Annotated in this window: 18 protein-coding genes and 1 tRNA gene; 5 read left to right on the forward strand and 14 right to left on the reverse strand. The window is 64.1% G+C overall.

From position 1 onward, the window contains the following. Positions 1-379 precede the first annotated feature (379 nt). The 6 genes from pknB to QP828_RS04325 are packed head-to-tail and all read right to left on the reverse strand — an operon-like array spanning position 380 to position 8,285. On the reverse strand, positions 380-2,533 hold the full coding sequence (gene pknB, locus QP828_RS04300) for a Stk1 family PASTA domain-containing Ser/Thr kinase (protein ID WP_274732496.1): 2,154 nt from the start codon (positions 2,531-2,533) through the stop codon (positions 380-382). 29 nt (positions 2,534-2,562) lie between these two features. Next, positions 2,563-4,020, reverse strand: coding sequence for a penicillin-binding transpeptidase domain-containing protein (locus QP828_RS04305; protein ID WP_274732494.1), 1,458 nt, complete (start codon positions 4,018-4,020; stop codon positions 2,563-2,565). Continuing rightward, positions 4,017-5,528 (reverse strand): FtsW/RodA/SpoVE family cell cycle protein, encoded by a 1,512-nt coding sequence (locus tag QP828_RS04310; RefSeq protein ID WP_274732492.1) that lies wholly within the window; start codon positions 5,526-5,528, stop codon positions 4,017-4,019. The genes QP828_RS04305 and QP828_RS04310 overlap by 4 nt, the downstream gene beginning before the upstream one ends. After that, on the reverse strand, positions 5,525-7,096 hold the full coding sequence (locus QP828_RS04315; protein WP_274732490.1) for a PP2C family protein-serine/threonine phosphatase: 1,572 nt from the start codon (positions 7,094-7,096) through the stop codon (positions 5,525-5,527). The genes QP828_RS04310 and QP828_RS04315 overlap by 4 nt, the downstream gene beginning before the upstream one ends. Continuing rightward, entirely contained in the window at positions 7,093-7,590 is a 498-nt protein-coding gene (locus QP828_RS04320; RefSeq protein ID WP_126135058.1) for an FHA domain-containing protein FhaB/FipA, read from the reverse strand. The genes QP828_RS04315 and QP828_RS04320 overlap by 4 nt, the downstream gene beginning before the upstream one ends. Further along, positions 7,587-8,285 carry an FHA domain-containing protein gene (locus tag QP828_RS04325; RefSeq protein ID WP_126135057.1) on the reverse strand — a complete coding sequence of 233 codons (699 nt, stop codon included), beginning with the start codon at positions 8,283-8,285 and terminating at the stop codon, positions 7,587-7,589. Before QP828_RS04325 ends, QP828_RS04320 begins: the two co-directional genes overlap by 4 nt. Before the next feature lie 342 nt (positions 8,286-8,627). On the opposite strand from QP828_RS04325, the gene QP828_RS04330 reads away from it, so the two are divergent. The 3 genes from QP828_RS04330 to QP828_RS04340 all read left to right on the forward strand — a co-directional run bounded on the left by QP828_RS04330 (position 8,628) and on the right by QP828_RS04340 (position 13,439). Further along, positions 8,628-8,714, forward strand: a tRNA-Leu gene (locus tag QP828_RS04330). 1,069 nt (positions 8,715-9,783) lie between these two features. Beyond that, positions 9,784-11,691, forward strand: coding sequence for an ABC transporter transmembrane domain-containing protein (locus QP828_RS04335; RefSeq protein WP_274732487.1), 1,908 nt, complete (start codon positions 9,784-9,786; stop codon positions 11,689-11,691). Beyond that, positions 11,688-13,439 (forward strand): ABC transporter ATP-binding protein, encoded by a 1,752-nt coding sequence (locus tag QP828_RS04340; protein ID WP_274732486.1) that lies wholly within the window; start codon positions 11,688-11,690, stop codon positions 13,437-13,439. The genes QP828_RS04335 and QP828_RS04340 overlap by 4 nt, the downstream gene beginning before the upstream one ends. Before the next feature lie 70 nt (positions 13,440-13,509). On the opposite strand, the gene QP828_RS04345 is transcribed toward QP828_RS04340, so the two are convergent. From QP828_RS04345 to QP828_RS04360, 4 genes are all read right to left on the reverse strand, one after another. After that, positions 13,510-14,256, reverse strand: coding sequence for an ABC transporter permease (locus QP828_RS04345; protein ID WP_274732485.1), 747 nt, complete (start codon positions 14,254-14,256; stop codon positions 13,510-13,512). Further along, the gene (locus tag QP828_RS04350) at positions 14,253-15,023 is read right to left on the reverse strand and encodes an ABC transporter ATP-binding protein (protein WP_274732484.1); all 771 of its coding nucleotides are present in this window, start codon (positions 15,021-15,023) and stop codon (positions 14,253-14,255) included. Before QP828_RS04350 ends, QP828_RS04345 begins: the two co-directional genes overlap by 4 nt. Before the next feature lie 294 nt (positions 15,024-15,317). Then, complete coding sequence (locus tag QP828_RS04355) at positions 15,318-16,451, reverse strand: DsbA family protein (RefSeq protein WP_274732483.1); 1,134 nt, start codon at positions 16,449-16,451, stop codon at positions 15,318-15,320. Next, positions 16,451-17,332 (reverse strand): macro domain-containing protein, encoded by an 882-nt coding sequence (locus QP828_RS04360; protein ID WP_274732482.1) that lies wholly within the window; start codon positions 17,330-17,332, stop codon positions 16,451-16,453. The genes QP828_RS04355 and QP828_RS04360 overlap by 1 nt, the downstream gene beginning before the upstream one ends. A 180-nt stretch (positions 17,333-17,512) precedes the next feature. Here QP828_RS04360 and QP828_RS04365 point away from each other — a divergent pair, with 180 nt between their 5' ends. Further along, the gene (locus QP828_RS04365) at positions 17,513-18,340 is read left to right on the forward strand and encodes a ribonuclease H family protein (protein WP_274732481.1); all 828 of its coding nucleotides are present in this window, start codon (positions 17,513-17,515) and stop codon (positions 18,338-18,340) included. A 657-nt stretch (positions 18,341-18,997) separates the two neighbouring features. Next, positions 18,998-21,202, forward strand: coding sequence for a S9 family peptidase (locus QP828_RS04370; RefSeq protein WP_274732480.1), 2,205 nt, complete (start codon positions 18,998-19,000; stop codon positions 21,200-21,202). A gap of 49 nt (positions 21,203-21,251) precedes the next feature. Here QP828_RS04370 and mtnN read toward each other — a convergent pair whose 3' ends face one another. From mtnN to QP828_RS04390, 4 genes are all read right to left on the reverse strand, one after another. Continuing rightward, on the reverse strand, positions 21,252-22,670 hold the full coding sequence (gene mtnN, locus QP828_RS04375; protein WP_274732479.1) for a 5'-methylthioadenosine/S-adenosylhomocysteine nucleosidase: 1,419 nt from the start codon (positions 22,668-22,670) through the stop codon (positions 21,252-21,254). Next, on the reverse strand, positions 22,667-23,122 hold the full coding sequence (locus tag QP828_RS04380) for an S-ribosylhomocysteine lyase (RefSeq protein WP_126135944.1): 456 nt from the start codon (positions 23,120-23,122) through the stop codon (positions 22,667-22,669). The genes mtnN and QP828_RS04380 overlap by 4 nt, the downstream gene beginning before the upstream one ends. Positions 23,123-23,516: 394 nt before the next feature. Then, positions 23,517-23,711, reverse strand: coding sequence for a type II toxin-antitoxin system HicB family antitoxin (locus QP828_RS04385; protein WP_274732478.1), 195 nt, complete (start codon positions 23,709-23,711; stop codon positions 23,517-23,519). Beyond that, entirely contained in the window at positions 23,708-24,889 is a 1,182-nt protein-coding gene (locus QP828_RS04390) for a hypothetical protein (protein ID WP_274732477.1), read from the reverse strand. The genes QP828_RS04385 and QP828_RS04390 overlap by 4 nt, the downstream gene beginning before the upstream one ends. Between the last annotated feature and the right edge of the window lie 47 nt (positions 24,890-24,936).

The raw sequence follows: 24,936 nt of genomic DNA on the forward strand, positions 1-24,936 counted from the left end.
CCCCTGCGGGGGCGGTACGTGTTGTCAGAGCTGTACTTAGTATGTAAGACACGTGCAGTACACTCCGGAAAAGACACCCCTGCCCGCCGGCTAGAAAATAGGAAAGCGGAAAGCCGGCGGGCGGGGTGCTCGGATAATGCAACCTCTCGGCATGAGCGCCGGCAAATAGCAACACCACAACGCGATAGCTTGTAAAATGCAACTTCTCGACGCGGAAGGTCTCAGAAAGCAACGCCTCAGCACACAGGCGCTGCAGAAAGCAACACTCTGGGCTAGGAGCTCACAAAAAGCAACGCCAGCGCACGATTTGGAAAAGTTAATGTAGTTGTGGTTGCATTTTGCGGACCGATCCGCGAGCGACCCGGTTCCCGGTAGCTACTTACCCGTTCCCCTGCCCGGTAGGTGCGGGGTTGGGGTGCGCGCCGCCCGCGCCACCGTTACCTCCCGATCCGCCAGAGCCGGAACCACCAGAACCGGAGCCGGCGGGCGGAGTGCTCGGGGTGGGAGTGGGTGCCGGGGCGATGCCCACGGTAATACGCATCTCGGTATCGCGCTGAACCACGGTGCCCGGAGCAATGCTCGCATCCACGACTTTGCCGACCTTCGCCGGGTCGGTGACCTCCTGCTCGCTTTGGCCCACGACCGTGAGGCGAGCATCGCGCAGCGCCGCCCGCGCTTCATCTACGCTCATTCCGCGTACATCCGGAACTGCCACATTGCCGCTGGCTACCTGCAGCTTCACGGTACTGCCCGGCTTCACGCTTTCGCCCACATTCGGGCTGGTAGACACCACCCGGTCGCGGTCCTCGCTCGGGTCATTAACCTGCTCCATACCGCCCACGGTCAGCCCCGCCGCGCGTAGCGCCTGGGAGGCCTGATCCGTGCTCATCCCCACCACATCGGGAACCTGCACGGCGGACGGACCGGAGGAGAAATGCAAGGTCACGCGACTGCCCACATCCACGGTGCTCCGCATCGCCGGATTGGAGGACACAACCAGCCCCTTGTCCACGGTATCGCTGGACACATCCGTGCCGCGCACGAATTCCAGGCCCAAGCTGGTGAGCTGTTGGCTGGCCTGCACCTCGGTCCACCCCACCATATCGGGGATCGCCACCTGCGCCACCGCGGTTTCGGTGGGTTGCGGTTCGGCGGAGTCGCCCCGCCCGGACAGGAAGAACCAGCCCAGGATCCCCAGGGCAATAACAAGCAGAGCCACCCCGCCCCAAATGAAGGGCGCACTGGACTTCTTCTTTACCGGCGGTTGCGCTCCGGTTGCCGTGGGGTCATAACCGGGATAGCTCCCGGTGGGGTAGCTGCCCGTGGGGTAGGCCCCGGGGTAGGCGCCCGTCGGGTACCCACCCGGGTAGGTGGGCGCGCCGCCCGGCTGCGCCGTCGTACTAGAAATCGCACCTGCACCGGCACCGCCCGCACCGGCACCGCCCGCGGCACCTGCACCGGCACCGCCGGCGCCCCCAGCGGTCGCGGTGGGATAAGCGGTGGTGGAGGCGGGGCGGGCGTTAGTGGCCGAATAGGCTTGCGTAGCGGCCGTCGCGGCATTCGCCCCGGCCGCGCCAATACCGGCACCGGCAACACCAGCCGCGCCAACACCAGCCGCGCCAATCGCCCCCGCCCCGTAAGCATTCCAGGAGGAAACCGCCGGGGCGTCCACGCCTTCCCCACGCGCCGCAGCCAACAGGTCCGCGCGGAATTCGGCGGCGTCCTGGTAGCGGTCCTCGCGGCTCTTCGCCAGGGATTTCATGACCACGCGGTCAATGGCGTCCGGGATATCGGAAGCGATCTGGGAAGCCGGCTTGGGAGTTTCAGAAACATGCTGGTAGGCCACCGCCACCGCGCTATCACCCACGAAGGGCGGGCGCCCGGTGAGCAGCTCATACAGCACGCAGCCGGTGGAATACAGGTCGGAGCGCGCATCCACCACTTCCCCGCGCGCCTGCTCGGGGGAGAGGTACTGGGCGGTGCCCACCACGGAGTTCGTTTGCGTCATCGTGGCAGCGGAATCGGCAATCGCGCGGGCGATCCCGAAGTCCATGACCTTCACCTTGCCGCCGGTGGTGAGCATAATATTGCCCGGCTTGATATCGCGGTGAATGATGCCTTCGTGATGGGAGTATTCCAGCGCGGAAAGCACCCCCACCACGATCTGCACGGCCTCCCCGATGGGTACCGGGTCCCCGCCGTGCAGCAGGGAGGCCACGGTGCGGCCCTTGACGTATTCCATGACGATATAGGGCAGCGCCAGCTCGGTGCCGCTCGCGGAAGTCACGGTTTCTTCCCCGGTGTCATACACGGACACAATGGAGGGGTGGTTGAGCGCGGCCGCCGATTGCGCCTCACGCCGGAAACGGGCCAGGAAGGTGGCATCCTGCGCCAGGTCGGTGCGCAGGATTTTAATCGCTACCGTGCGTGAGAGCCGGGTGTCGTAGCCGAGATGTACTTCGGCCATACCGCCTCGACCGATGATCTCGCCCACCTGGTAGCGGTTGCCGAGTACGCGGGGGATATCATTCACGTCGCGTCACCTTTCTGCTGAGCATCTGCTTAGTTCACCTTAGCTTCAAGTACTGTGCGGGCAAGGGGGGCGGCAACGGAGCCACCGTCGCCATTCCACACGGCATTGCCCGAATTTTCGACCACCACGGCCACGGTATAGGCCGTGTCCCCGATGGTCGCATTCCCCACGAACCACGCGTGCGGGGGGATATCGTTCGTGATTTCCGCGGTCCCGGTTTTCCCGGAGGTTTCAATCCCGGGGAGGGTGAAGAGGTACCCGGTGCCGTTCTTGACCTCATTGACCATCATCTGGTGCATATAGCCCGCGGTTTGCTGGCTCATCGCGCGGGAGAGCACTTCCGGTTCGCTTTCGCTCACGGGTTCGAGATCCGCGGTGAGAGTGCGGCGCACCAGATTCGGTTTCATCACCACGCCGTCATTGGCAATCGCCGCACCGACCATCGCCATCTGCATCGGGGTGACCCGAATATCGCGTTGGCCGATGGAATCCATGGCGAGCGCCGCGGCGTCCGCGGGGGCGGGGAAACGCGAAGCGGAAACGGGTAGCGGCGTGGAAAGCTCGCTATTGAAACCGAATTTTTCGGCTTGCGCCACCATTTTTTCCGGGCCCACCGCGATCCCGCCGATCGCGAACGGCGTATTGCACGATTGCGCGAACGCCTCGGTAAGCGTAACTTTCCCGGAGCCGTCTCCGCAGGCGGCCTGCCCCGGATTCCACATATCGTGCGTGGTCCCCGGCGGCACGAAGGTGCGGGGGGCCTCCACCAGCGAATCTGGGCTCAGCCCGAGGTTCTCAATCATCGCGGTGGCGGTAAGCAGCTTGAACGACGAGCCGGGCGCGTACTGGTCCCCGCCGGTCGCCCGGTCGATGAGCGGCGTGGTGGGATCGGTTTCGAGAGCCTGATAGTTGTCGCGCGCGGCCGCGGTATCGTGCGTGGCCACGCCGTTCGGGTCGAATCCGGGGGTGGAGACCTGCGCCAGAATATCTCCGGTGCGGGAATTAAGTACGACGACGGCGCCGCGCTGGTTACCCAGCGCGGCGGCTGCGGCCTCCTGGAGCTGGGGATCGATAGTGAGCTCAACGCCCCCGCCCTGGGGTTGGGAGCCGGTAATGAGCTCTTCGATACGTTGACCGGCCAGGGAGGAATCCGAGCCGCCCAGGACCGGGTTCATGGCGCGTTCCAAGCCCGTCATCGAGTTATGGGCGATGGAGTAGTAGCCGGTGAGATTCGAATAAATCTCCGGGCGCTCGTAAACGCGCAGGTAGTTGTAGGCATCGTCGATGGGCTGGGAGGAAACAATGGATTCCCCGGCCACGATAATGGGACCACGCTGGGTGCCGTATTCGCGGTAGAGCGTCCGCACATTCCACGCATTGGCGTTGAGGCTGGCGGCCTGGAAGAACTGGATCGCGGTGGTGGAGCCGGCCAAACCTAAGAACATGACCGCGAGGACCGCGACGAGCTGGCGGATAGGGCGATTCACGGGCGCACCACCTCTGTGTGGGCGTCGCCGCCCGCGGGTCGGGAACCCGCGGCCGCCGTGTGAGCCCCGCCGGTGGAGCTTTCCGCGCCGCGCGGGGCGCGGCGCGCGTCGTCGTCGCCCTCACTAACGCCCTCATCGGCGTTCCCGCGCAGGATCGCGAGTTCATCGGTGGTGGGCAGCGGGCGTGCTTCTTCCGGGCGGCGGGCGGTGTGCGACATGCGGATCAGCAGCGCGATAATGATCCAGTTCGTCAGCAGTGCCGAGCCGCCGTGCGCGAGGAAAGGCAGGGCCAGGCCGGTCAGCGGGATAATGCGCGTCACCCCGCCGATAACGATGAAGCATTGCAGCCCGAGCACGAAAGACAGCCCGGAAGCGAGGAGTTTGCCGAAGCCATCGCGCGATTCCAGGGCAACCCGCATGCCGCGACTGATGAGAAGCAGGTAGATGCACAGGATGGCACCCACGCCCACCAGGCCGAGTTCCTCGGCGAAAGAGGCGTAAATGAAATCGGAATGCGCCGCGTAAACCAGGTTCGGGTAGCCGCGCCCCAGCCCCGCCCCGAAGAGCCCCCCGGAGGCCATGCCGAAGAGCCCCTGAACCACCTGGTAGGAGCCGCCGACGGCGTCGTACAGTTCCGGGTCGAAGGGGTCGAGCCAAATCGCGAAACGGGCCTGCACATGGGACACGGTTGTTGAAATGAACCACACCCCGCCCACGGTGAGGAGCGCGCCGATGGCCAGCCAGGAGACCTGCTCGGTCGCCACCCACAGCATCGCCACGAAAAGCCCGAAGAAGAGCAGCGCGGTGCCGAAATCGCGTTCAAAAACGAGGACTCCCATGCACAGCGCCCAGGCGATGAGAACCGGGAGGATATGGCGGGCCTTAGGGAGGCGAATTCCCAGGATTTTCGGGCCGGCGAGCGCCAGGTTATCGCGTTCGGTCACGAGGTAGGCCGCGAAGAACACCGCGAAACAGATTTTCGCGACTTCGGCCGGCTGGAAGGACATCCCACCCACCGCGATCCACAGGCGCGAACCGTTGAGGGTGCGGCCCAGCGGGCTGAGCGGGAGGAGGAGCAGCACCACCCCGGCGATGAGCGAGGTCCACATGTAATTTTGCAGTACCCGATAATTGCGCACGAGCAGCACCGTGACGGCGAAAAATACCAGCGCGCCGGCGGTGAGGATGAGCTGGCTGCGGGCGTGATCGGTATCCGCCGCGGCATCCACCCGGTAGATCATGGCCAGGCCCAGCCCGTTGAGGGCGATCGCGCAGGGGAAAAGCACCGGATCCGCGTAGGGGCACAGTGCGCGAATAAGCAGGTGGCAGGCGAATACCAGGGCGGCGCCGGCACCCACCACCAGCGCGAAGCTGGGCGGCAGCCCGGTATTATCCAGCCCGGTCCACACCAGGTAATAGGCGCCCACCCCGATGGCTCCGGCCAGGAGCAGCAGGGTGATTTCCGGCCAGCGGCCGCGGCGCGTGCGCGGGGGAACCACCGTACTCATCGGTTCTCTCCCGGGTTCGCGGGGGTGGGTGCGGCCGGTGCTGGCGCGGGTGCAGCCGGGGCCTCGGGTGCGGGGCTCGCGCTCGCGGGCGTGGGCGTTGCCGAGGCTCCGGGCGTAGCGGGCGCGGGCGTAGGTTCGTTGTTCTGTGCTTTTTGCTCACGCAGGGCGGCGACGACGGCGCGCGCTTCGCGCAGCGAAGCGCGCGTGATGGGCGTGGCCAGCCGATCTTGGGCCACCGGGGTGAGGTCGCGGACCTGGAGATCAGTGGCTTCCGCCGCGTGGGAGAACTCCAGTGGGCCGAGGCGCTGCGGGATTCCCTGATAAATCGTAACGGTGCCATTGTTATTGGCCACGTAGTAGCGGCTCTGGGTCCAGCGGTAAGCGCCGACAAGGCCGGCCACCGCCAGGGCCACGACGGTCAGAATAACCGCCAAACGCGCTCCCCAGCGCGCGCGAGGAGCGCCCTCCGCGCCCGAATCCCCGCGGCCCACACCGGATGTGCCGCGGCCCACACTGGACGCGCCGCCGGTGGCCCCGCTCGCCGGGCTAGTTTTTGCGGATTTATTCTTGGGGCCGGTGCCCGAAGGTGTGCCAGCGCCGGACGGGGCGCAGCTTCCCGACCTATCTTTTCCAGCCGGAGCCACTGATCCGTTTGTGCCCGCGCCACCATCAGCCGCAGTCGCAGCCGTAGCTCCCACGCCAGCGCCGGCCCCGGTACTAGCATTTTGCGTCAGCGTCGCCGCCTTGGCCGCGGCGGAATTACCCCCGCGGGTGGGCCGGCGGTAATCACGCGCCGCCGAACCGACCACAATGGGTTGGGAGGGCAGCGGGCTGGTGAGTGTGGCGTCGTCCACAACATCCGCAAGAATCACGGTGACGTTATCGGGGGCGCCGGCCGCCAACGCTAAATCGATGAGGTGTTCGCCCAGCTGGTGCAGGTCGGGGATCGCGGACATGGCGTGTTCGATGGTGTCGTGCGCAACCACGCCAAATAGGCCGTCCGAGCACAGTAGCCAGCGGTCGCCCACCCGGGCTTCCCGCACGGATTCATCCAGCTCGACCTCGCCGGGGGTATCTCCGAGCGCCCGCATAATCACATTGCGCTGCGGGTGGTGTTCAGCTTCCTCCGGGGTGAGCCGGCCGTGATCCACGAGGTACTGAACTAGAGTGTGGTCATGCGTGACCTGGCCGAGCTTGCCATCCCGCAAAAGGTAGGCGCGCGAATCACCGATATGAACCATCGCGAGCTTATTCGAGGCCCGCAGCATGGCGATGCAAGTGGTGCCCATGCCCGCCATTTTCGGGTTCTCCGCAACGAGCTCGAGCATATCGTCATGCGCGGCTTCCACCGCGCGGCGCAGCACCGGCAGCAAATCATCGGCGGCGTGCACATCATCGACAGCCACCAGATGCCCCACCGTGACCGATGACGCGATATCTCCGGCGGCCGCCCCGCCCATTCCATCTGCCACAACGAGCAAATGAGGCGAGGCGTAGCCACCGTCCTGGTTATTGGAACGAACCAGGCCGACATCGGAAAACGCCGCGTAGCGTAGCTGAATACTCAAACTTGTAGCTCCATCGTGGTTTCCCCCACCTGAATGACAACGCCGGGGTCCAGCGCGGCCGTGCCGTTAATGCGGATCCCCCCTACCAGGGTACCGTTTGTTGAGCCCAGATCCTCCACCCAGCGCCGGCCCTCCGCCGCGAAAATACGGGCGTGATGCCCGGAGGCGTAGGTGTCATCCAGGACGAGAGTGTTATCCGGGGCGCGCCCGATATATACCGGTTGCGAGCTGAGCGGCACCGCGGTTCCCAGCAGCGGACCGCCGGTTACCACCAGGTAAACGGGCCGTTCAACCGGCGCGGCAGGCGGCGCGGGGGAGTCGTTTTCCGCGGGGGCGGGCGCGTGCATGCTGCGGCGTCGTGCCGAAAGAAGAGAAGAACGACGCCGCACGTCCGTTCCCAGCACATCGCGGCGCACCGTTAGCACGACGGCGAAAATAAACAGCCACAGCAGCGCTAGAAAACCGAAGCGCAATAAGGTTATTGCGAGATTCATGAGGCGGAAGCCGTTCCAGTCCAGAACATAATGTGGGTGCGGCCGATGGTGATGGTATTGCCGTCCACCAGGGTGGCCGCGCTAATGCGGTGACCTTCCACGAAGGTGCCGTTGGTGGAGTTGAGGTCCGTGGCGATCACGCCATTCGGGGTGACTTGCAGCTCGAGGTGGTGCCGGGAGATGCCCGAGTCGTCCACGCTGATATCGCAATCGGAACCGCGGCCGATAATCGCGGTGGTGCCGGTGAGGAGGTAGCGGTCCCGCCCCACCTGGATGAGCGGGTTCTCCTCCGTGCCGGCGCTGCGAGTGGCCGGGGCGATGGCTCCGCGCTGCGTGGTTGTCCGGGTGCGTGCTGTTCCTTCGCGCAACTGGGGATCCTCCTCGAATGTGATCTCAATGGGGCCGACGAATAGATAGTCCTGTTCGGTGGCGTATTCCACCGCGGAGCGGGCGAGTTCCTCGCGGAGCGCCTCCTGGCCCCAGGAATCCACCCGGGCCAGATCCGCCGGGGCGAGCGCGACCGTGAAAATATTGGGGGCAACGGTGCGCTCGCGGGAGAGTTCGGCAGCGTCACGTGTCATGGCCTTTTTAATATCGGTGAGGATCTCCACCGGTTTTAGCTCGGACTGGAAAACACGAAACGCCCCGGCGACGGCGTTCTCCACTCCCTTTTCAAACTTCCCGAGGGCACCCATGGCCCTGCCCCTTCCCTCTGCAATGTCGGTTCTGCGGTTCTATAGGCGACTGTAATCGCCCGCGCCGGTGCGCCGCTACCTTCCGCGCCGTGAGCGGAGCGGAAGGTGGGGGTGGTGGGGGTGAGGACCGTGTGGAGCGCGCGGACCGTGCGGGGGTGCTGGTGGAGGCGCGACGGCGCAGCGCTGGCGGGGCGGTGCTACGTACCCGCAGGTGCTCTGGCTGTGAACGACTGCTGGCGCTGGGATGGCGGAAACTGCCGCGCTGCGACGCGTCTCACGTAAATTCGTGCTGCAAAAACTTGGACTAATCGCGGATGAGACGATAAGCTCATACGTGCACTTGCTCAAGTGGCGGAATAGGCAGACGCGCACGGTTCAGGTCCGTGTGCCCGTGAGGGCGTGGGGGTTCAACTCCCCCCTTGAGCACCACAGTTGGTCATGGCAATAGATTTCCGTGATATCGCGCCACAAATCGGTAGCATCACACCGTGGTAGTAATCCCTCAGTTATTTTGGTTTACCCATTTCAACTCTGGACGGCAGCACCGCCGGACTGCGATACTCAATACGTAGTTGGCCTCGGACTAAACCGGCACCCAGCTACCCGCCCGCGGAAGCGGTAGCGGTTAAGGCGACACTGATTTTCGCCTTTACAAATAACGAGCCGCTCGGGTGCGGCTCTGTGCTTTTCGCATGCCGGCTCCGGGTCGTGTTGCTGAGGGTTCAACAGCGATCCCACAACAGGGTGCAAATCTACGCACCATTTTGGCCTGATTTCTGCTCTGAGTTTGCACTACGCGACCCTGACCGTCCGGAATTTGCACTATGTTTACCCCGGACTCGGTGACGAGCCTTCATCGCGAACAAGTGTGCGTGTGAGTACCGTTTTCACCTGATTCCATGTTCCTCACGCACACTTTGCGGGCTGCGAGGTTCGTGACGCACACTTTGCGGGGCCTGCTGGATTTTGGCACGCGCGCGGGCAATATCGCGAGCGCGTAGGCCGCCGAACCCGGTATGTGTTTTCCGGAGTGTACTGCGGATGTCGTACATACGAAGTACAGCTCTGACAACACATAGTCCCTCCGCAGGTACAGGTGTGACTCCTGAGATTGGAGTTATAGGGCACCCGGTTTATGGTTCTTTGGCTTATCGGGCACTCGGTATACGGAACGCTCGGCTTTCGGGCGCGTGGCTACCGAACAGAGTTGCGCGCGGCCCCCGAAATTTCTGTGCTACGATTTCGCCCATGGGCATTCAACTATTCCTCTAGATCGGCGTGGCGCCTCGCGTTGAAGCGCGGCAGTCACGCCAGGTCACGCACGCAGCACTCACCGGTAGGTACATCGGCGCCCTCGCGCCAGCTCCTCGTACCGCCGCAACTTTTGCGTGCTCCGCTCAGCTCCAGCCCCGAACCCGCTCGGCTCTAGCTCGGCTTCGGATCCACATCCTGATCCAGCTCCACGGAATATTCGAATCACAGCATCTTGAGGAATCCCATGACCCAGCCCTCGGCCGCCTCCACATCCACCCCGCATATCTCCCGCTTCGCCGGCTTCCGCCCGCGTTCGCTGCGCTTCTCCGAAGAACATATTCACGCCTACCCGAATCGCCCCCTCGCGTTCCTCCTCGCCGTTGGCCGCGAAAATGCCGGGGTGATCGCACTGACCACGCTCATTGCCTGCCTGACCTCGGTAGCAAGTGTCAGCCAAATTCACTTCGTCGGGAAAATGCTAGATTCCGGGCTGGAGCACGGCATCACGTCCGAGCTCCTCGCTCCGGCGGGGGCCTTCGTCGTCGCCACCCTTGTTCTTGCCCTGACACTCTGCACGGAAATCCCCGAAAATGTGATCTGGATGCGCACGATGATTAATCCGCAGCGCACCCTCGCCGCCCGGCTTTTCCCGCGCCGCACCAATCTGGAGATGCAAACGGGCGACGTCGTCTCCGTGCTCAACTCGGATACCTATATGGTCGGCTCGATGTTCATCAATACGCCGGCAACGCTCGCGTCGTTCCTATCCTTTGGGCTGGTGGCCGTGCTCATGATGCGGATGAGCGTGCCGCTCGGCCTCGCGGTGATTATCGGCCTGCCGCTCGTTATGGCGGTCATCTCCTGGATTTCGCGCGTCATGGCCAAATGGCGTGAACCGCTGCGCGAAGAACAGGGCAAACTCACCACCCTGGCAACGGATGGCGTGGTCGGGCTGCGGGTCATGCGCGGCGTCGGCGGGGAAGATTACTACAATGCGCGCTACCGCGAACAATCGGAAGCGGTCAAAAAGGCCGGTTTCGACGCCGCACCCTCGCGCGCTCTCATGTCCACGGTTACGAACGGCGGTCCGCTTATTTTCCAGGCGGTCATCGTCACCGTGGGAGTGAGCATGCTGCTGAGCGGCCACCTCACCGCCGGCGAACTCTTCGCGTTCGCCGGCTATTGTGCCATCCTCTCCATGCCGATCGTCATGTTCGCGAGCTTCGCGGCGACCGCGGTGGGCGCCTGGGTGAGCGCCAAAAAAATCACCCGCGCGCTCGCGGCAGAACCGCTGCTGCCCGATACCGGTACCGTGATTCCCCCGGCCTGGAGCACCGTGTCGCTGTACGACGCCGCGGCGGACTTGCACATCGAAGCCGGGCGTTTCACCGCCGTGGTGGGCGCGAACGTGGAGGAGGGCACCGCCATTGCGGCAAGGCTCGCGCGGATGAACGACGACGCCGACATTCACCTGCGCTGGCCCACTACGCCAGCTGACGGTGAGGCGGGCGAGGCGCTCACCCCGGGCGACGCCCGCGCCGTCGATATTCCCCTGGATGAACTGCGCGCCCATATCCGCTATTCCGGGCCGGTTGCTGATCTTTTCGCCGGTACCCTGCGCGAGAACCTGCAGGGCGAGCACGCCCCGGAGGTTCCGGCCCGCACCCTCGCTCAGCTTTTCGAGGATTATTCGAGCGGGCAGGCCGGCCACCAGCACGCCCCCGCGGATACCAGCGCCGATGATCGCCTCACCGCCGCGCTGGCCGCAGCCCAGGCCCGCGATGCCGTGGATTCGCTGGGCGGCCTGGACGGCGCGGTGACCGAGCGCGGCCGCAATGTGTCGGGTGGGCAGCGCCAGCGCCTGGTGCTGGCCCGCTTGCTGGCCAGCGACCCGGATATCGCCATCCTCGTGGATCCCACCTCCGCGGTGGATTCCCACACCGAGGCTCGTATCGCGGCTGCTCTAGCCAGGGCTCGGAAGGGGCGCACCACCGTGGTTGTTTCGGCATCGCCGCTGGTGCTGGGGGCGGCTGACGTCGTCGTTCTTATTCGTGACGGTAAAGAAATCGCGCGCGGCACGCACGCGCACCTACTCGACCACCCGGACTACCGCCGCATCGTGGTGCGGGAAACCGGAGAGGAGCTGGCATGATCCTTCCTATCGCATCGCGCCGTTTTTCCGTGCGCGCCCTGCTGCGCATTGTCCGCGGGCGCCTGGGTGAATTCAGCCTGGTCGTGGGCCTGCAACTAGTGGCGGCGATCGCGGCCGTCATCTCGCCTATCGTGATCGGTCGGGCCATAGATATCGCCGGCCACCCGGAAGCAGCCGCCCGCGCGGCCGGGCTCATCGCCCTGATGCTCGGAGCGGTCGCGGTCCATACGCTGTTCACGTTCCTCGCGGACTTGCGCGCGGAATATTTCGGCAACCGCATCTTCGCCCAGCTGCGTGATGGCGTTGTGCACGGCATCACCCACCTGCCCCTTGACCTGGTGGAAAGCGCCGGTTCCGGGGATCTCCTGGGCCGCACCACGGACGATATCACCCGCGTGCAATTCTTCATCCAACGCGGAATTTCCAGTCTCGTGGTGCTGGTGACCACCGTCTGTGTTTCGCTGGGCGCGGCGCTGCTGGCGGCCCCGGCCCTCGGCTGGACGCTTTTCTTCACGGCACTGGTGGTCGCGGTGGTGCGCTGGTTCCTGCGCCGCATCGTCCCGGTGTTTCAATCCGGGAGCGCGGTGCGCGCTGCTTTCGCGGGTTCCGTTTCCGAAACCGTGACTCAAAAAACCACGGTGGATGCCCTCAACCTGGGCCGGGTGCGCCTCGGGCGCCTGGGCACCTTCATCGAGGAACACGTGCGGGTGGAAACGTACGGCGCGGGGATTGTGTGGCTGTTCCGCGCCGGCGTGGCGCTGTCCGTGTGGCTGCCGGTCTTGGTGACGCCGCTGGTGGGTGCGTTGCTCATCCCGCGCGGCGCCGCCACCCTTGGGGAAGTCATCACGGTCACGATGCTCGCGATCCAATTGGCGGGCCCGCTCGAAGAGCTTGGCTGGTTCATCACCGAATTGCAGTATTCCCTGGTGTCTTTCGCCCGCATTTTCGGCGTGGATACGGTTCCGCCGGAGTCGCGCCCCGAGGTGCCGCGCGGAACGGACGTCGAATTGCGCGGGGTGCGTTTCCGTTACGGCCGCACCCAGCACGACGACGCCGGGCCGAGCGAGCCACGCGCCTACGCGCTCAAGGGCGTGGATCTGGAGGTGCGCAGCGGGGAGCATCTGGCTATCGTGGGGCCCTCCGGGGCGGGTAAATCAACGCTGGCCCGGTTGATTGCCGGTATTAACCGGCCCGAATCCGGAACCGTGCGGATTGGCGGGGCGGATGCTGTTCGGATCCGTGAGGATCACCTGCATTCCACGGTGTCGCTGGTGACGCAGGAACATCATGTATTCGTGGGAACGGTGGCCGATAACCTACGCATGGCCCGCGCGGATGCCAGCGAGGAGGAGATGCGGGCCGCGCTCGCGGCCGTGGAACTGGATCTGCCGCTGGAGGAGCGCCTGGCCGGTGGGGCGCGGGAGCTTTCTCCCGCGCAGGCCCAGCAGCTAGCGCTGGCGCGCATTATTGTGCTCGACCCGCAGATCCTTATTTTGGATGAGGCCACCGCAATGTTGGATCCGAATGCGGCGCGTTCAGCAGAGCGCGCCCTGGCACGGGTGCTGGAAGGGCGCACCGTTATTTCCATCGCGCATCGCCTCTACAGTGCCCATTCCGCGGACCGGGTGGCCGTCATGATCGACGGGCGGGTTGCTGAACTGGGCAGCCACGATGAGCTGGTGGCGCGCGGCGGGGAATACGCCCGGCTGTGGGAGATGTGGCAGGCCGTCGATGCGCCGGAGGTGTGAGGCGAGGCTACGAGTTTTGCACATACCCTGTGGAGTATTCGTGAATACCCCGGGCCGCCGGGCCGGGGAGTTACCGCTCGGAGCTGAGCCTATCTGCGCGGCTGAGGGCGTAGCGGGCTAGCGCCGTCGTCGTTCCAACCCAGAGTAGCGCGTACACGAAATCCGCAGCTACCGGGGCACGCATCCACTGCACGTGATACGTGAGCGGGTTGCAGCGCGCGATGACCTGAAGGTATGTGGGCGCGGAGCTGAGCTCGTAAAAAAGCGGGGCGGAGAGCACCACCGGCAGCGTGGTGAAAGTGGAGAGCATATCGCGCGCCTCGTAACTATTGACCAGGGCGCCTACCGCGGCGCCCAGGCCCACCCAGCCCCACACAACCAGAAACGCAATAAGCAGCCCCGCCACAAGAGCGGCACCGTCCACGCCGGAGCCGCTCGCAACAGATAAGCCCAGGTAGGCGAGGGCTACCGCTGCGAATTGGACAAGGAAAACAAGGGATGCCACCGCGATAATCGATACGAGATAGCCCCACACCTTCCCGCCCTGCATCATGAAAATCGCGTACACCCCCCACTTGCGGTCATTGGAGATATCGGAGGTGGCGTAGCCGAAAGCGCGGAACGTGAGAAGGCAGACGATGCCGGTGAAGGCGTAGCTGAGGTAGTTACGGCTCTGCGCGCTGTCGAGCATCCCGGAAATACCGACAACTAGGAATACGAAATATGCCAGCGGTTCGACGATGCGGCCGAGGTAGACGCCGCGCCAATTCCATAGGGAAGCAATATGGTACTTAGTGAGAATAAGTGATTTTTTCATGGGAGCGGGGTTCCTTCTTCTGCTTCTGTGGCTGCAGCGGCTTCCGGATTCTTGGGTGGTTCGAGGGCCTCGAACGCCTGGAGGGCTTCCCACAGGTCGGTGCTGCCAGGGCAATGGGCCATAAACTGCCCTGCGGGCATATCGGCGATAATGCGCCCGCCGCGCAGAGCAATAACCCGGGTGCAATACTCGGAAAACTTAGAGGTCTCGTGCGTGCTGACCAGCACGGTGCGCCCTTCTTCCACCCGGGAGCGCAAGTAGCTGAACACGGTGTCAATGCCGGTGGGATCCAGACCGGTGGTTGGCTCGTCCAGAATCATGAGGCGAGGGTCACCGATAATCGCGCGGGCGATTTGGGTGCGGCGTAATTCCCCGCCGGAAAGGGTTTCCGCGGTGCGGTCAAGGAAACGCGAAAGGCCCAGAACTGCGGCGATGCTTTCAATTTCAGCACGGCGATGCCAACGGTTACCCCGCAGATCAAGGCCCACGAGGATGTTTTGTGCCACGGTCAGGGACCAGTCGATAATCTCGCGCTGCGGGCACCAGCCGATAGCGCTTGCGGCTACGGAATTAGTGACCGTGCCGCGGGTGGGTTTCATGAGCCCACCAAGGATATCGAAGAGCGTGGATTTTCCCGCTCCGTTATGGCCGATAACGGCAACCAATTCTCCCGGATGTAGGGCAAGATTGACGCCGGTCAGGGCCGGTGTTGATTTCTTCGGGTGGATTTTTTCTACCGCGATAGCTTCGAGGATAGGGGTATCCATGAACGCTTACCTCCAAAATATGCAAAGAATGCCATAGGGGATGTGCATACCGGAGAGGCCAAGCTCGCAGGACATGAAAAGCGATACTCGGAAATAGGGCGTTGGAATAACAGGACTACCCGAAATATCTGTATATAAGGTGCCCAAAAGAGTGCCTCGGTTATGCACCGAGACACCTCAAGTGTTTCTGGGGCGCAGCCTCACCGGATGGGGAGGTTTTAGCGTCGGGCACGTACCACGGATACTCTGCTCTCTATCTGTTGATTTTCGTTGAGTGTAGCTTGCCTAGAATCTTTAACCCGCCGAGTCCACGAGCGCCTTTTCCAGCTCAATCGTATTGGTGATCGCGGAGAGTGGCTGGTAGCCGGTGCTCGCGGTGCCGTTGATAATAATCGCCGGGGTACCGCGCAGCCCCAGGGTTTCTAGGCCTAAAGATTCCTGGGCGGCAATAAAGCTGGTGGTTTCGGAGCTGTCACGCGCAGCCCGGAAAGCCTCCACATCCAAGCCTGCCTGGCTGGCGAAAGCATCGAGGTTTTCATCGGAGAACATTGACGCGGCCTTGTCAGGGTCGTGGCCGGCGGCAGCTGCGCCGTCGAAAAGAAGAGCCGAGTATTCCCAGAACTTGCCCTGCAATCCGGCCGCGTGCGCGGCGGCGGCTGCGCGATCACTGGACACGGTGTCCTTGAAAATCGGGACCTGCACGTAAGCCAAGTAAATATCGCCCTTCTTGGCCAGTTCCAGGAGCTGCGGGACGGATTCCGCGTGGAGTTTATTGCAGAAACTGCATGCGTAATCAGAGTAGATCGTGACGTGCACGGGGGCCTTGGGATCCCCGGCGGTTTGCCCGGAGGACGGCTCCAGCTGCGGCAGGGCCTGGAGCTGGGTGCGAATCTCATCGGGCTGAGTGGGAATGTAATCCTGACCGGCCACCCAACCGCGATCCGTGGCGAGCTGGGTATAGCGCGTTTCGACGGGGCCGGGCGCGGTATTCGGGATGGTTCCCGGCGCGCCCTGGGCCGATCCGCCCTGGCCCGGCGCGCCTGCTCCAGGCGTGGCCGGTGCGGTGGCGGTAGTGGTGGGGTGCGGCGCTGCGCTGCCCCCGAAACGCCCGTTGGACGAGCCGAGGGTGAGCAGCACCGCGAAAACCACCAGGGCAATAATCGCCAGCACGGTGATCATCACCCAGAAGCCGCGGCTGCTGGGGTGCTGTTCTTGTTCCCCAGCAGGAACCGCGGGAGGCGCGGAAGGCGGCCACGCCGGGCCGGCTGGGTCAGCACCGGTGCCCGCACTGGGAGCAGCGCCCCCGGCCGCACCGACGCTCGGATCAGGGCCCACGCCCGCATCCGAACCCGCCGCTGCGGGCGCACCGTACTGACCCTGGAACCCAGATTGGCCGCGATCCACGGAGTCAGGAGTTCCCTGGCTCATTATTCCTCCACCCAGCGCTCAATCGTGCGCACGAAATGTTCCGCATCTTCATCAGCGAAGATATCAAAGACCACCAGATTCACATTCGAGCGCGGATTCTGGTGCAGCCACTGCGCCACGGTATCCAACGCAATCCGGGTGGCTTCCGCGAAGGGGAAATGCGAATGGCCGGTGGCCAACGAGCAGAAGGACACCGAGGTAATATCACCCTTGTCCGAAGCCAGATCCAGGCAGCGGGTGTAGCAGCTGGCCAGCGCCGCGCGATCCGCATCCGTCACCTCACCTTCCACCGTGGGCGGCAGGGTGTGGAGCACGTAGCGTGCCGGCAGGCGATACCCGCGGGTCAGCGCCGCTTCGCCCGGTTCCAGTTCGCGATTCGACATCGAGTACAGGGTGGCGCAATCATTGCGCAGCCACGGGCCGGCCTGGCCGTGAATCGCCTGGTCAATAGAGGGCTTATTGTAATCACGATAGCCCAGCAGGTTCGGGCGCGCCCCATTGACCACCGCGTCCACCACGAGTTCCCGCGCATCCCCGCGCCAGATCACGGTTTTATCCCGAGCGGGGTATTCCGATTCCGGCATCATGTCAGAAATACGAGCCAGGTGGCGTGCCTCGGTGCGGCCGAGGTAGCCGGAAAGCCGGTAGAGCAGCACGTCAATCGCGCGTGACACATCCTCATTAACTTCTTCAGGATCACGCTGGATGAGGCGGTGGTTGAGTTCGGTGAAGAGCTCCCGGTCGGTCATTTTCGCCAGGTCGCCATCCAGACCGCCGAAGGCAATCTCAAAAAGTTCCCGGTCGGTGCGCTTCGAGGGGGCGGGCGCGGGCCACTCGTCGTCGAGCTTCAGGGCGTCGCGATATTCAGCTAGGTTGAGCATTATTCTCCTTATTCTGGGTCCGAACAGGGTTCCCTAGTACAAGGGTACCGGGCAGGAACGGTTTTCGTGCGCGTATGCACAGGGCCGGTGGCCTTGCGCGCCCGCCGCCACGCCCTGTGGATAACTGCGCGGAATCCCCGGGATGCGTGGTCGCACCGCCCGGCACGCTACCCTAAAGCTATGACAACCTGGTTAACAACCGCTGAATTGGCTGAACGTTGCGGCACGGATACTTTCACTACCCTCGCCGCCCTCGAACGTTTAGGTTTGGCCGACGGCGCCGCGCCGTCCCCGCTCGCTTCCCGCCACGGTTTAGCTGATGAGGGACGCGAAAGCGGGGTGTTGTGGCACGCGGATTCCGAGCGCTTGCTGCGCGCGGTTGTGGATACTGATGCGGGCGGCACAGCCACCGCGGAGGCCGTGACTAACGAGGTGCAGGGTCTGCTGCCGCTCGCGGGCATGGATGAAGATGAGGGGTACGACGCCGCCGCAGCCAGCCCCGCTCCAGCCTTGGCGCCCGGGAGCGGTAGCCCGGTCGGCAGCCCGCGCCCGGGCTTTGCCGCGGTGCTTGCCACCGATGGGGCGTGCTCGGGGAATCCGGGACCGGGTGGTTGGGCCTGGGTTGAGCAGCTCAGCGGGGCGCGGGATAGCGGAGGAGCGGCCCGCACCACGAATAATATTATGGAGCTGACGGCGCTCATCGAGGGTTTGGAATATGTGGCGGCTCAGCACGGTACCCAAGCGCCGTTGCTTATCCGCGCGGATTCGCAGTACGTCATTAATGTCATGACGAAATGGGCGCGCGGTTGGCGCGCGAAGGGCTGGAAGAAAGCGGACGGGAAGCCGGTGAAGAATCGTGATCTCGTCGAGCGCCTCCTCACGCTGTACGAGTCTCGCACCGGCCGCACCGAAGTAGAATGGGTCAAAGGCCACGCTGGTGATGCCGCCAACGAGCTGGTCGATTCCCTCGCCGTCGCGCGTTCCCGTGAATTCTCCCGCCGCGGCTGACCGCGCGTAGTTCCGTTCGGAAGCCGGAAAACCGGCAGCGAAGAAAGCCATTCAACGGCCCGCGACCTGCTCAAAGCCGCCCTGGCGTGAGTAGATTCTGACTAGAATCCAAGCAGGCTCGCGTTTTCTTGATGATCCGGTAAAGTTATCTCACCAAGACCGGTACCGCTGCTCCTTGGAGTAGTCCAGGGCCGGTCCTCATTTTTTGGCCTATAGGCCCCGGTTGTGGGCCCTATAGGTCTGTAAACCTCAACTGGCCCGCAACAGGATGCAAATCTACACACCATTGTGGCCCGTTTTCTGTTCTGGGCTTGCACTACAAGATCCCGATGTTCCCCAATTTGCATCCTGTGGCCCATCCCCTCGGTACCCAGGTGCCCTAGCCGGCGGGGCGGGGTGTTTTTCCGGGCTGTACTGCAAATGTCGTACACGCGAAGTACAGCCCGGACAACACATGCTCCATCCCCAGATGTTGGTGTGACTGCTGAGGTTTGTGAGATTCTCGCTCCCTTCCGCCCGCTCCCTTCTGCCCGCTAACGTGACGACGTCCGCGCTAGCCGGCGGCTGCGCCGTCGTACCACACGCCCGCGCGCACGGTGCCGCGCAACAGCGCACGCCCACGCGCACCAATCACCTCCTGTCCAGTAGAATCCCTCCATGACTATCGGCCCGATCGCGAAGAAAATCCCTACCGAACGCACTTTCCACGGCGACACCTACGTGGATAATTACGAGTGGCTGCGTGATAAATCCGATCCGGATGTCCGCGCGCTTCTCAACGCCGAAAACGCCTATTTCCGGGAGCAAACCGCGGGTCTGAGCGACCTGCGCGATAACCTCGTGGCCGAATTCAAGGCGCGCACCAAGGAGGCTGACCGCGCACTTCCTTACCGGGTGGGAGACTGGTGGTACTACCGGCGCACTTTCCAGGATCGGCAGTACCCGGCGATGTTCCGCACCCCGGCCCGCGGAGCCGCCCGCCCGGACCTGAATACCTCTTTCCCGGAATTCCCGGTGTGGGACGGTAACGAGCTTGCTCTCGGGGAAGAATTCTTCCTCTGCGGCGGATTCATGCCCTCGCCGGATGGCAAGCTCGGCGCCATGAGCGTGGATTTCACGGGCGATGAGCATTTCACCCTGCGCATTTTCGATATCGAAACCGGCCAGATCGTTGATGATTCCGTGCGCGATATTGGCTACGGCCTAGCCTGGATGGCCGATTCCAGCGCGGTTGCCTACTCGCGCGTGGATGATTCCTGGCGTCAATGGCAGGTCAACCTCCACCGCATCGGCGATTTTAATGACACGGTCCTCTTCCAGGAAAACGACGAGCGTTTCTCCGTTGATCACGAACAGTCCCGCAACGGCAAGTGGATTATTATTCGCTCCGCTTCGGTGACCTCCTCGGATGTGCGTTTTATTTCCACAGAGAATATCGAGCAGCGCGTCAAGGTCTTGGAGCACCGCGAGGGTTTGGAATACACCGCGGAGCCCGCCGGCGATCAGGTCCTTATCGTCCATAACGCCAACCGCCCCGATTTCGAGGTAGCTTCCGCGCCGCTGCGCACCTCCACCCCGGAAGAGTGGGATCCCATTTTCGTGCCCGCGGAGGGTGAGCGCGTCGATTACGTGGAGGCCTACGCCGGCCACGCCGTTATTTCGATGCGTTCCGAAGGCCAAACGCAGTTGCGGGTTATGCGCCGCGAACGTCCACTTTCTGCCGCCAGCGCTATCGGTTCGGCCCCGTTGGCAACGGCCAGTGCAGATGCCCGCGCGGTTTCGGGGAACGACGCCGCCACCACGGCGCCCGCCCAACCGGCCGCGGCACGTCCCAACCACGGTTGGTGTGCCCCGGTGGCTATCCCCACCGGCGAGGGAAGCTTCGTGGAAACCTACCCGGAGGGCAATTGGTTCACTTCGCGGGTGGTCTTCACGGAGCAGTCCATCCTGGAGCCGCCCACCCAAAAGGCCTTCGACCCGCGCACCGGTGATATTGAGGTGCTGCGCACTCTTGATATCCCGGGTTATGACCCCTCGCTGTACACCCAGGATGCGGTATGGGTGACCGCCCGCGATGGTGTGGAGATCCCCCTCACGGTGGTGCGCCGTGCCGATATCCACCCGGATGGCACCAATCCCGGCTACCTCTACGGTTACGGCAGCTACGAAGTGTCGAACGAGCCCTATTTCTCTATTTACCGCTTGAGCTTGCTCGACCGCGGCGTCGTTATCGGGTGGTCGCATATCCGCGGCGGCGGTGAACTGGGGCGCCGGTGGTACGACGACGGAAAACTCCTCCGCAAGAAAAACACATTTAATGATTTCGTGGATTCGGCGCGGTGGCTTATTGACTCCGGCTGGGTGGCACCTGATCGCCTGGTGGCGGAAGGTGGCAGCGCCGGTGGCCTGCTGATCGGTGCGGCGATCAACCAGGCCCCCGAGCTTTTCCGAGCCGTGCATGCCGCGGTGCCCTTCGTGGATGCGCTGACCACCATTCTTAAACCGGAGCTCCCGCTGACGGTGGGCGAGTGGGAAGAATGGGGTAACCCGGTGGCTTCTCCGGAGGTGTATGCCTATATGAAGGACTACAGCCCGGTGGAGAATGTGCGCGAAGGCGTGCGTTACCCGGCGGTGTTGGCCACCACGTCTCTCAACGATATTCGGGTGCTCTACGTGGAGCCCACGAAGTGGGTCCAGGTGCTGCGCGAGAAAACCAAGCCCAGCCCGGACCGCCCCATCTTGGAACGCATCGAGATGGTGGCCGGGCACGCCGGGAAAACCGGGCGTTATGACGCCTGGCGGGAGCGCGCCGAAGAGGTGGCGTGGATGCTCGACCAGATCGGCGCCACCGAGGTGTACTAGGCGCGGTGTACTAGGCGCGCAGCGCCGGGCTAGCTCAGCCCTGTTTCGGCTAGCTAATTCCCGCTTCGGCCAGCGCCGCGGACCATGAGCCAAAGCGCTGGCGAATCGCGGCCCCGGAGGGGTAGGTGCCCTGGTTGCCCGAATCGGCCAGCCACTCCACGTACCCGTTGTAGCTGACGTTCTTGCCGTTGCGCCGCGCCGCGATAGCGTGGCTGCGCAACGCATCTACATAATCCTGGGTGGTGAATTTCAAGGCACCGCGTTTGCGCCCGCTGCTCACGGAGAGCCCGACCGCCTGGAGCGCCTCGTTCCAATACCCGGAAAAACGCTTGATTACGGTTTGCGAGGTGGGTGGCCAGGTCAGTTTCCCGCGCCCGGATTCCGCGCCTGCCTGTTCCGTGACGGCCAGGCGTTCGGCGTCGTACTGCTTTGCCGTGAGGGTGAGCTGCGGATCGGCCGCAATAGCGCGCTGGGCCCGGGCGATGCAGGCGAGCACCTCGTCCGCGTCCAGGGCGCAATCCCCGAGCGCCCTGCGCACATCCGCAACCATTTCCGCATCAAGTGAGGCGGCGGGCGCTGCGGCGTCGTCGCCCTCAGTGGCGTGAACACGGCCGAAAACATAGAGAATCGCGGCCTCGAGTGCGAGGTGTGAAAAACGCGGCGGCAGGCTGCGGGTGCGTGATCCACTCGCGGTGCCGTGCCACGGCGAAGTTTCCGCCAGGCGCGCGAGGGTGGCCGTGACCGCGCGCGCGGAAAGGTCGGCGGCTTCGTCGATGCCGATGTGATAGTCGATCCCGGCCTGCGGGCCGCATAGATCCGAGGCGGAACGGATCGTGATAAAAGGAATGCCCGCGAGCGCGGCGGTATGCGCGGCGGCGGTCGATTCCATATCGGTGAGCAGTGCGTCCGGGAAACGGGTGCGGGTATCCTCTACATTCGCGGCCGTGACAAAGGCATCGGAGGAGAGGACTTCGCCGCGGCGCGCATTCTCCGGGACCGCGGCGAGGAGGGTTGCGTCGCCTTCGAAATACTCGGGTGCACCGGGGACCTGCCCGGGTGCGTAGCCGAAGACGGTTGCGTCCGCGCGTCCGTAGCGGTAGCGGGTTCCGGCAACGACGTCGCCCACCCGGATATCGGCAGCCAGGCCGCCGGCGGACCCGGCCGAGATGATGACCTCGGGGCGGTAGCGGGCCAGCGCCCAGCCGAGTGCGCTCGCGGTGGCGACCAGGCCAATGCCGGTGCGCAGGCAGAGAACCGGACCGAGGTTCGTGGGGACGTTCACGCCGGATGCGCCGCGCAGCTCGGTGGGGAAGATGGACTGGAGGGATTCGGCGGTGGCCGGGGTGGTGGCGCAGAAAGGTTCGGCGCGTAGGGCCGCGAGGACCGGCACGATTTCTTCGTCTTGAGCTGCGATGATGAGGGCGCGCAGCCGGGTGCCGCCGGGGGCGAGGGCGCAGGCGCGGCTCACTTGGCCATCACCTGCTCCCAGGTCGCGCGCCCGGCCAGCATGGCGGCCACCGCTTCTTGGGCGGCCTTGAGATTGTGGTTGGCACCCCAGCCGCACTGGACTTCGTTCGCGGCCGGGACTTCGGTGGCGGCCAGGATATCGCGGAAGGTTTGTTCCACCAGCTCGCAGGTGCCGGGTACGTCCGGTTCTGCGGCGAGCAGCAGGTAGAAGCCGGTTTGGCAGCCCATCGGGGAAAAATCGACCACGGCGTCGCTGTGATTGCGCGAGTATTCAGCGAAGGAATGCTCGATGGAGTGAATGACCGGCATGGTCAGATGCTCTTTATTGGGCTGGCAGAAGCGAATGTCGTATTTGGTGAGGACGTCCCCGTGCGGCAGGCGTTTGATATCGGCAACCCGCACGTAGGGTGCGGAAACTTTCCGGTGGTCGAGGTTGAAAGACTCGACGTTCATATGCGGCACGGCTCTTCCCTTCTTTGGAACGCTACTTTTGTGGGCCGGGTGTGGGGCCGGATGTACGGATCCCGCACGGCATGTCACAAACACCGGCTATTGTATCCAGCTTCGGAAAGCGTGGTGAAACGGTCTCAGATTCCCAGGAAAATTCCAGCCTCGGTGCATGGTATTTTAGGGAAGCTCCGGTTATATAGAACATGTCAGCGGAAAGCAACGGGAGGCGTGGACCCGTTCCGCTGCCGGGAGACTGGTTATCTCCCGGGGACAGGCTCAGTCGCAGCCAAGATGAACCCGGATGGTTCCCATTCCATCCTCGGTTCTAGCGCGAGAGTCGTGAGAAGGCCGGGGGAGCGTGGACCCCCGGCCTTCGCCATGTCTGCCGCGGGCTGGCTCAGTCCGGCATGATAACGCGAACGTGGGCGCTAGCCGGATTCCGTTCCGCTTCGGGGAAGAGCGCAAGGGCATCACGCACCAAATCCGGAATATCCTCCGGGTTTTGGCTTTGGGTAAAGAGCCCGGGAACTTCGTCCACCTCGACTACCCACCAGCCGTCCTCGCGGGTAGCGCGTGCAGTGTATGCGCTCATGATTCATTCTCCGCAGCAACGATTTCCTTCAACCGCGCCTCACCGGTCGGGTTGCCCTCCAACACCAGGTAGGAATCGAAACGCTTGGTCGGAGTCTCGGGAACCAGCTGCGCGGCCTCGCGGCGGTTGCCGCCCAGAATGGCGAACTCATTTCCCTCCAGCGCACACAGAATATCGGTGGCCTTTGCCGGTGTGGTTTCCGCGGGCTCTCCGATCCAGTACCCGGAGCGCCCGCGTTCGCGTCCTGTATCCGCGGCGCCCGCCGCCGCATCCGCCCGGTTATCCGCAATAAAGGAAGCGTAGGGGAAGTACGTGATCGAATCCGGCCCGCGCAGTGAACACCCGGCAATCCGAGTATCCGCCGCGAATACACGCCCGGCCAGCTCGGCGGGCATCCCGGCCTCCTGTGCTTTCTCCGCAGTTGCCAGCGCTTCCAGCTCGGTATTTTTCGGTTGCACGACGACGCTGCCATCGGCCAGCGTGTACTCGACCTGATCCTGGAGCCACTCGTGTCCGTTCCACGTGAAACGTCCGCGTACGCTGGCCTGCCCACCAAAACTATCCAGCGGCGCCCAGCTCAGGGAGATCTGATCTGGCTGTATATCCGTCACTTCGATTCGGGGAGCATGCGCGCTGCCGTGCCGGTAATCTTCGGGCATGATCTGGGCGATGGGCCGGTTGGCGCCGTCGTACCACGCGAAGGTGACCGACGGAGTTCCCGGCGCTTCTTCAGGTTCTGCGTGGCGGATACTGCTCGTAAAAATCACGCCGCGCACGGGTACCCCGCCAAGGGTGGTGGAGCCTAGATCGTCCATCCGGATTTCGAAGAGGTTTCCGCTCGGGGTGGCGCCCGCGGTGACGGGCTCGCGCGCGGGGGTGCCGCGCTCGGTGTCGTAGAGGAGTGTGGTGCCGTTGGTGAAGGGCACGGTGACCTGGGCGGGTTCTTTCCCGGGGTAGGTGCCGTCGCCGTCGCGGATCGCCCGCGCGAGGTAATCGGGGAGCGCCAGGTTTGAGCTGGCCAGCGCCGCGAACTCCGGTGCGGGGGCGTGGTCTGTGGAGGGTGTGGCCGCCGCGCTGGAATCGGGTGATGCGGCCGAACCGCCAGAATTCGTGCATCCGGCAAGCGTTAGCGCGAAGGCGCTCGCGAGGGCCAGGGCTGCGGGAGTAAATCGTTTCATGGGGTTCTCCTTCGCGGATCGCCGGGCGCGGTGCCCGGATTGTGCAA

The organism is Actinotignum sanguinis (assembly GCF_030230305.1).
Classification (GTDB): Bacteria; Actinomycetota; Actinomycetes; order Actinomycetales; family Actinomycetaceae; genus Actinotignum; species Actinotignum sanguinis.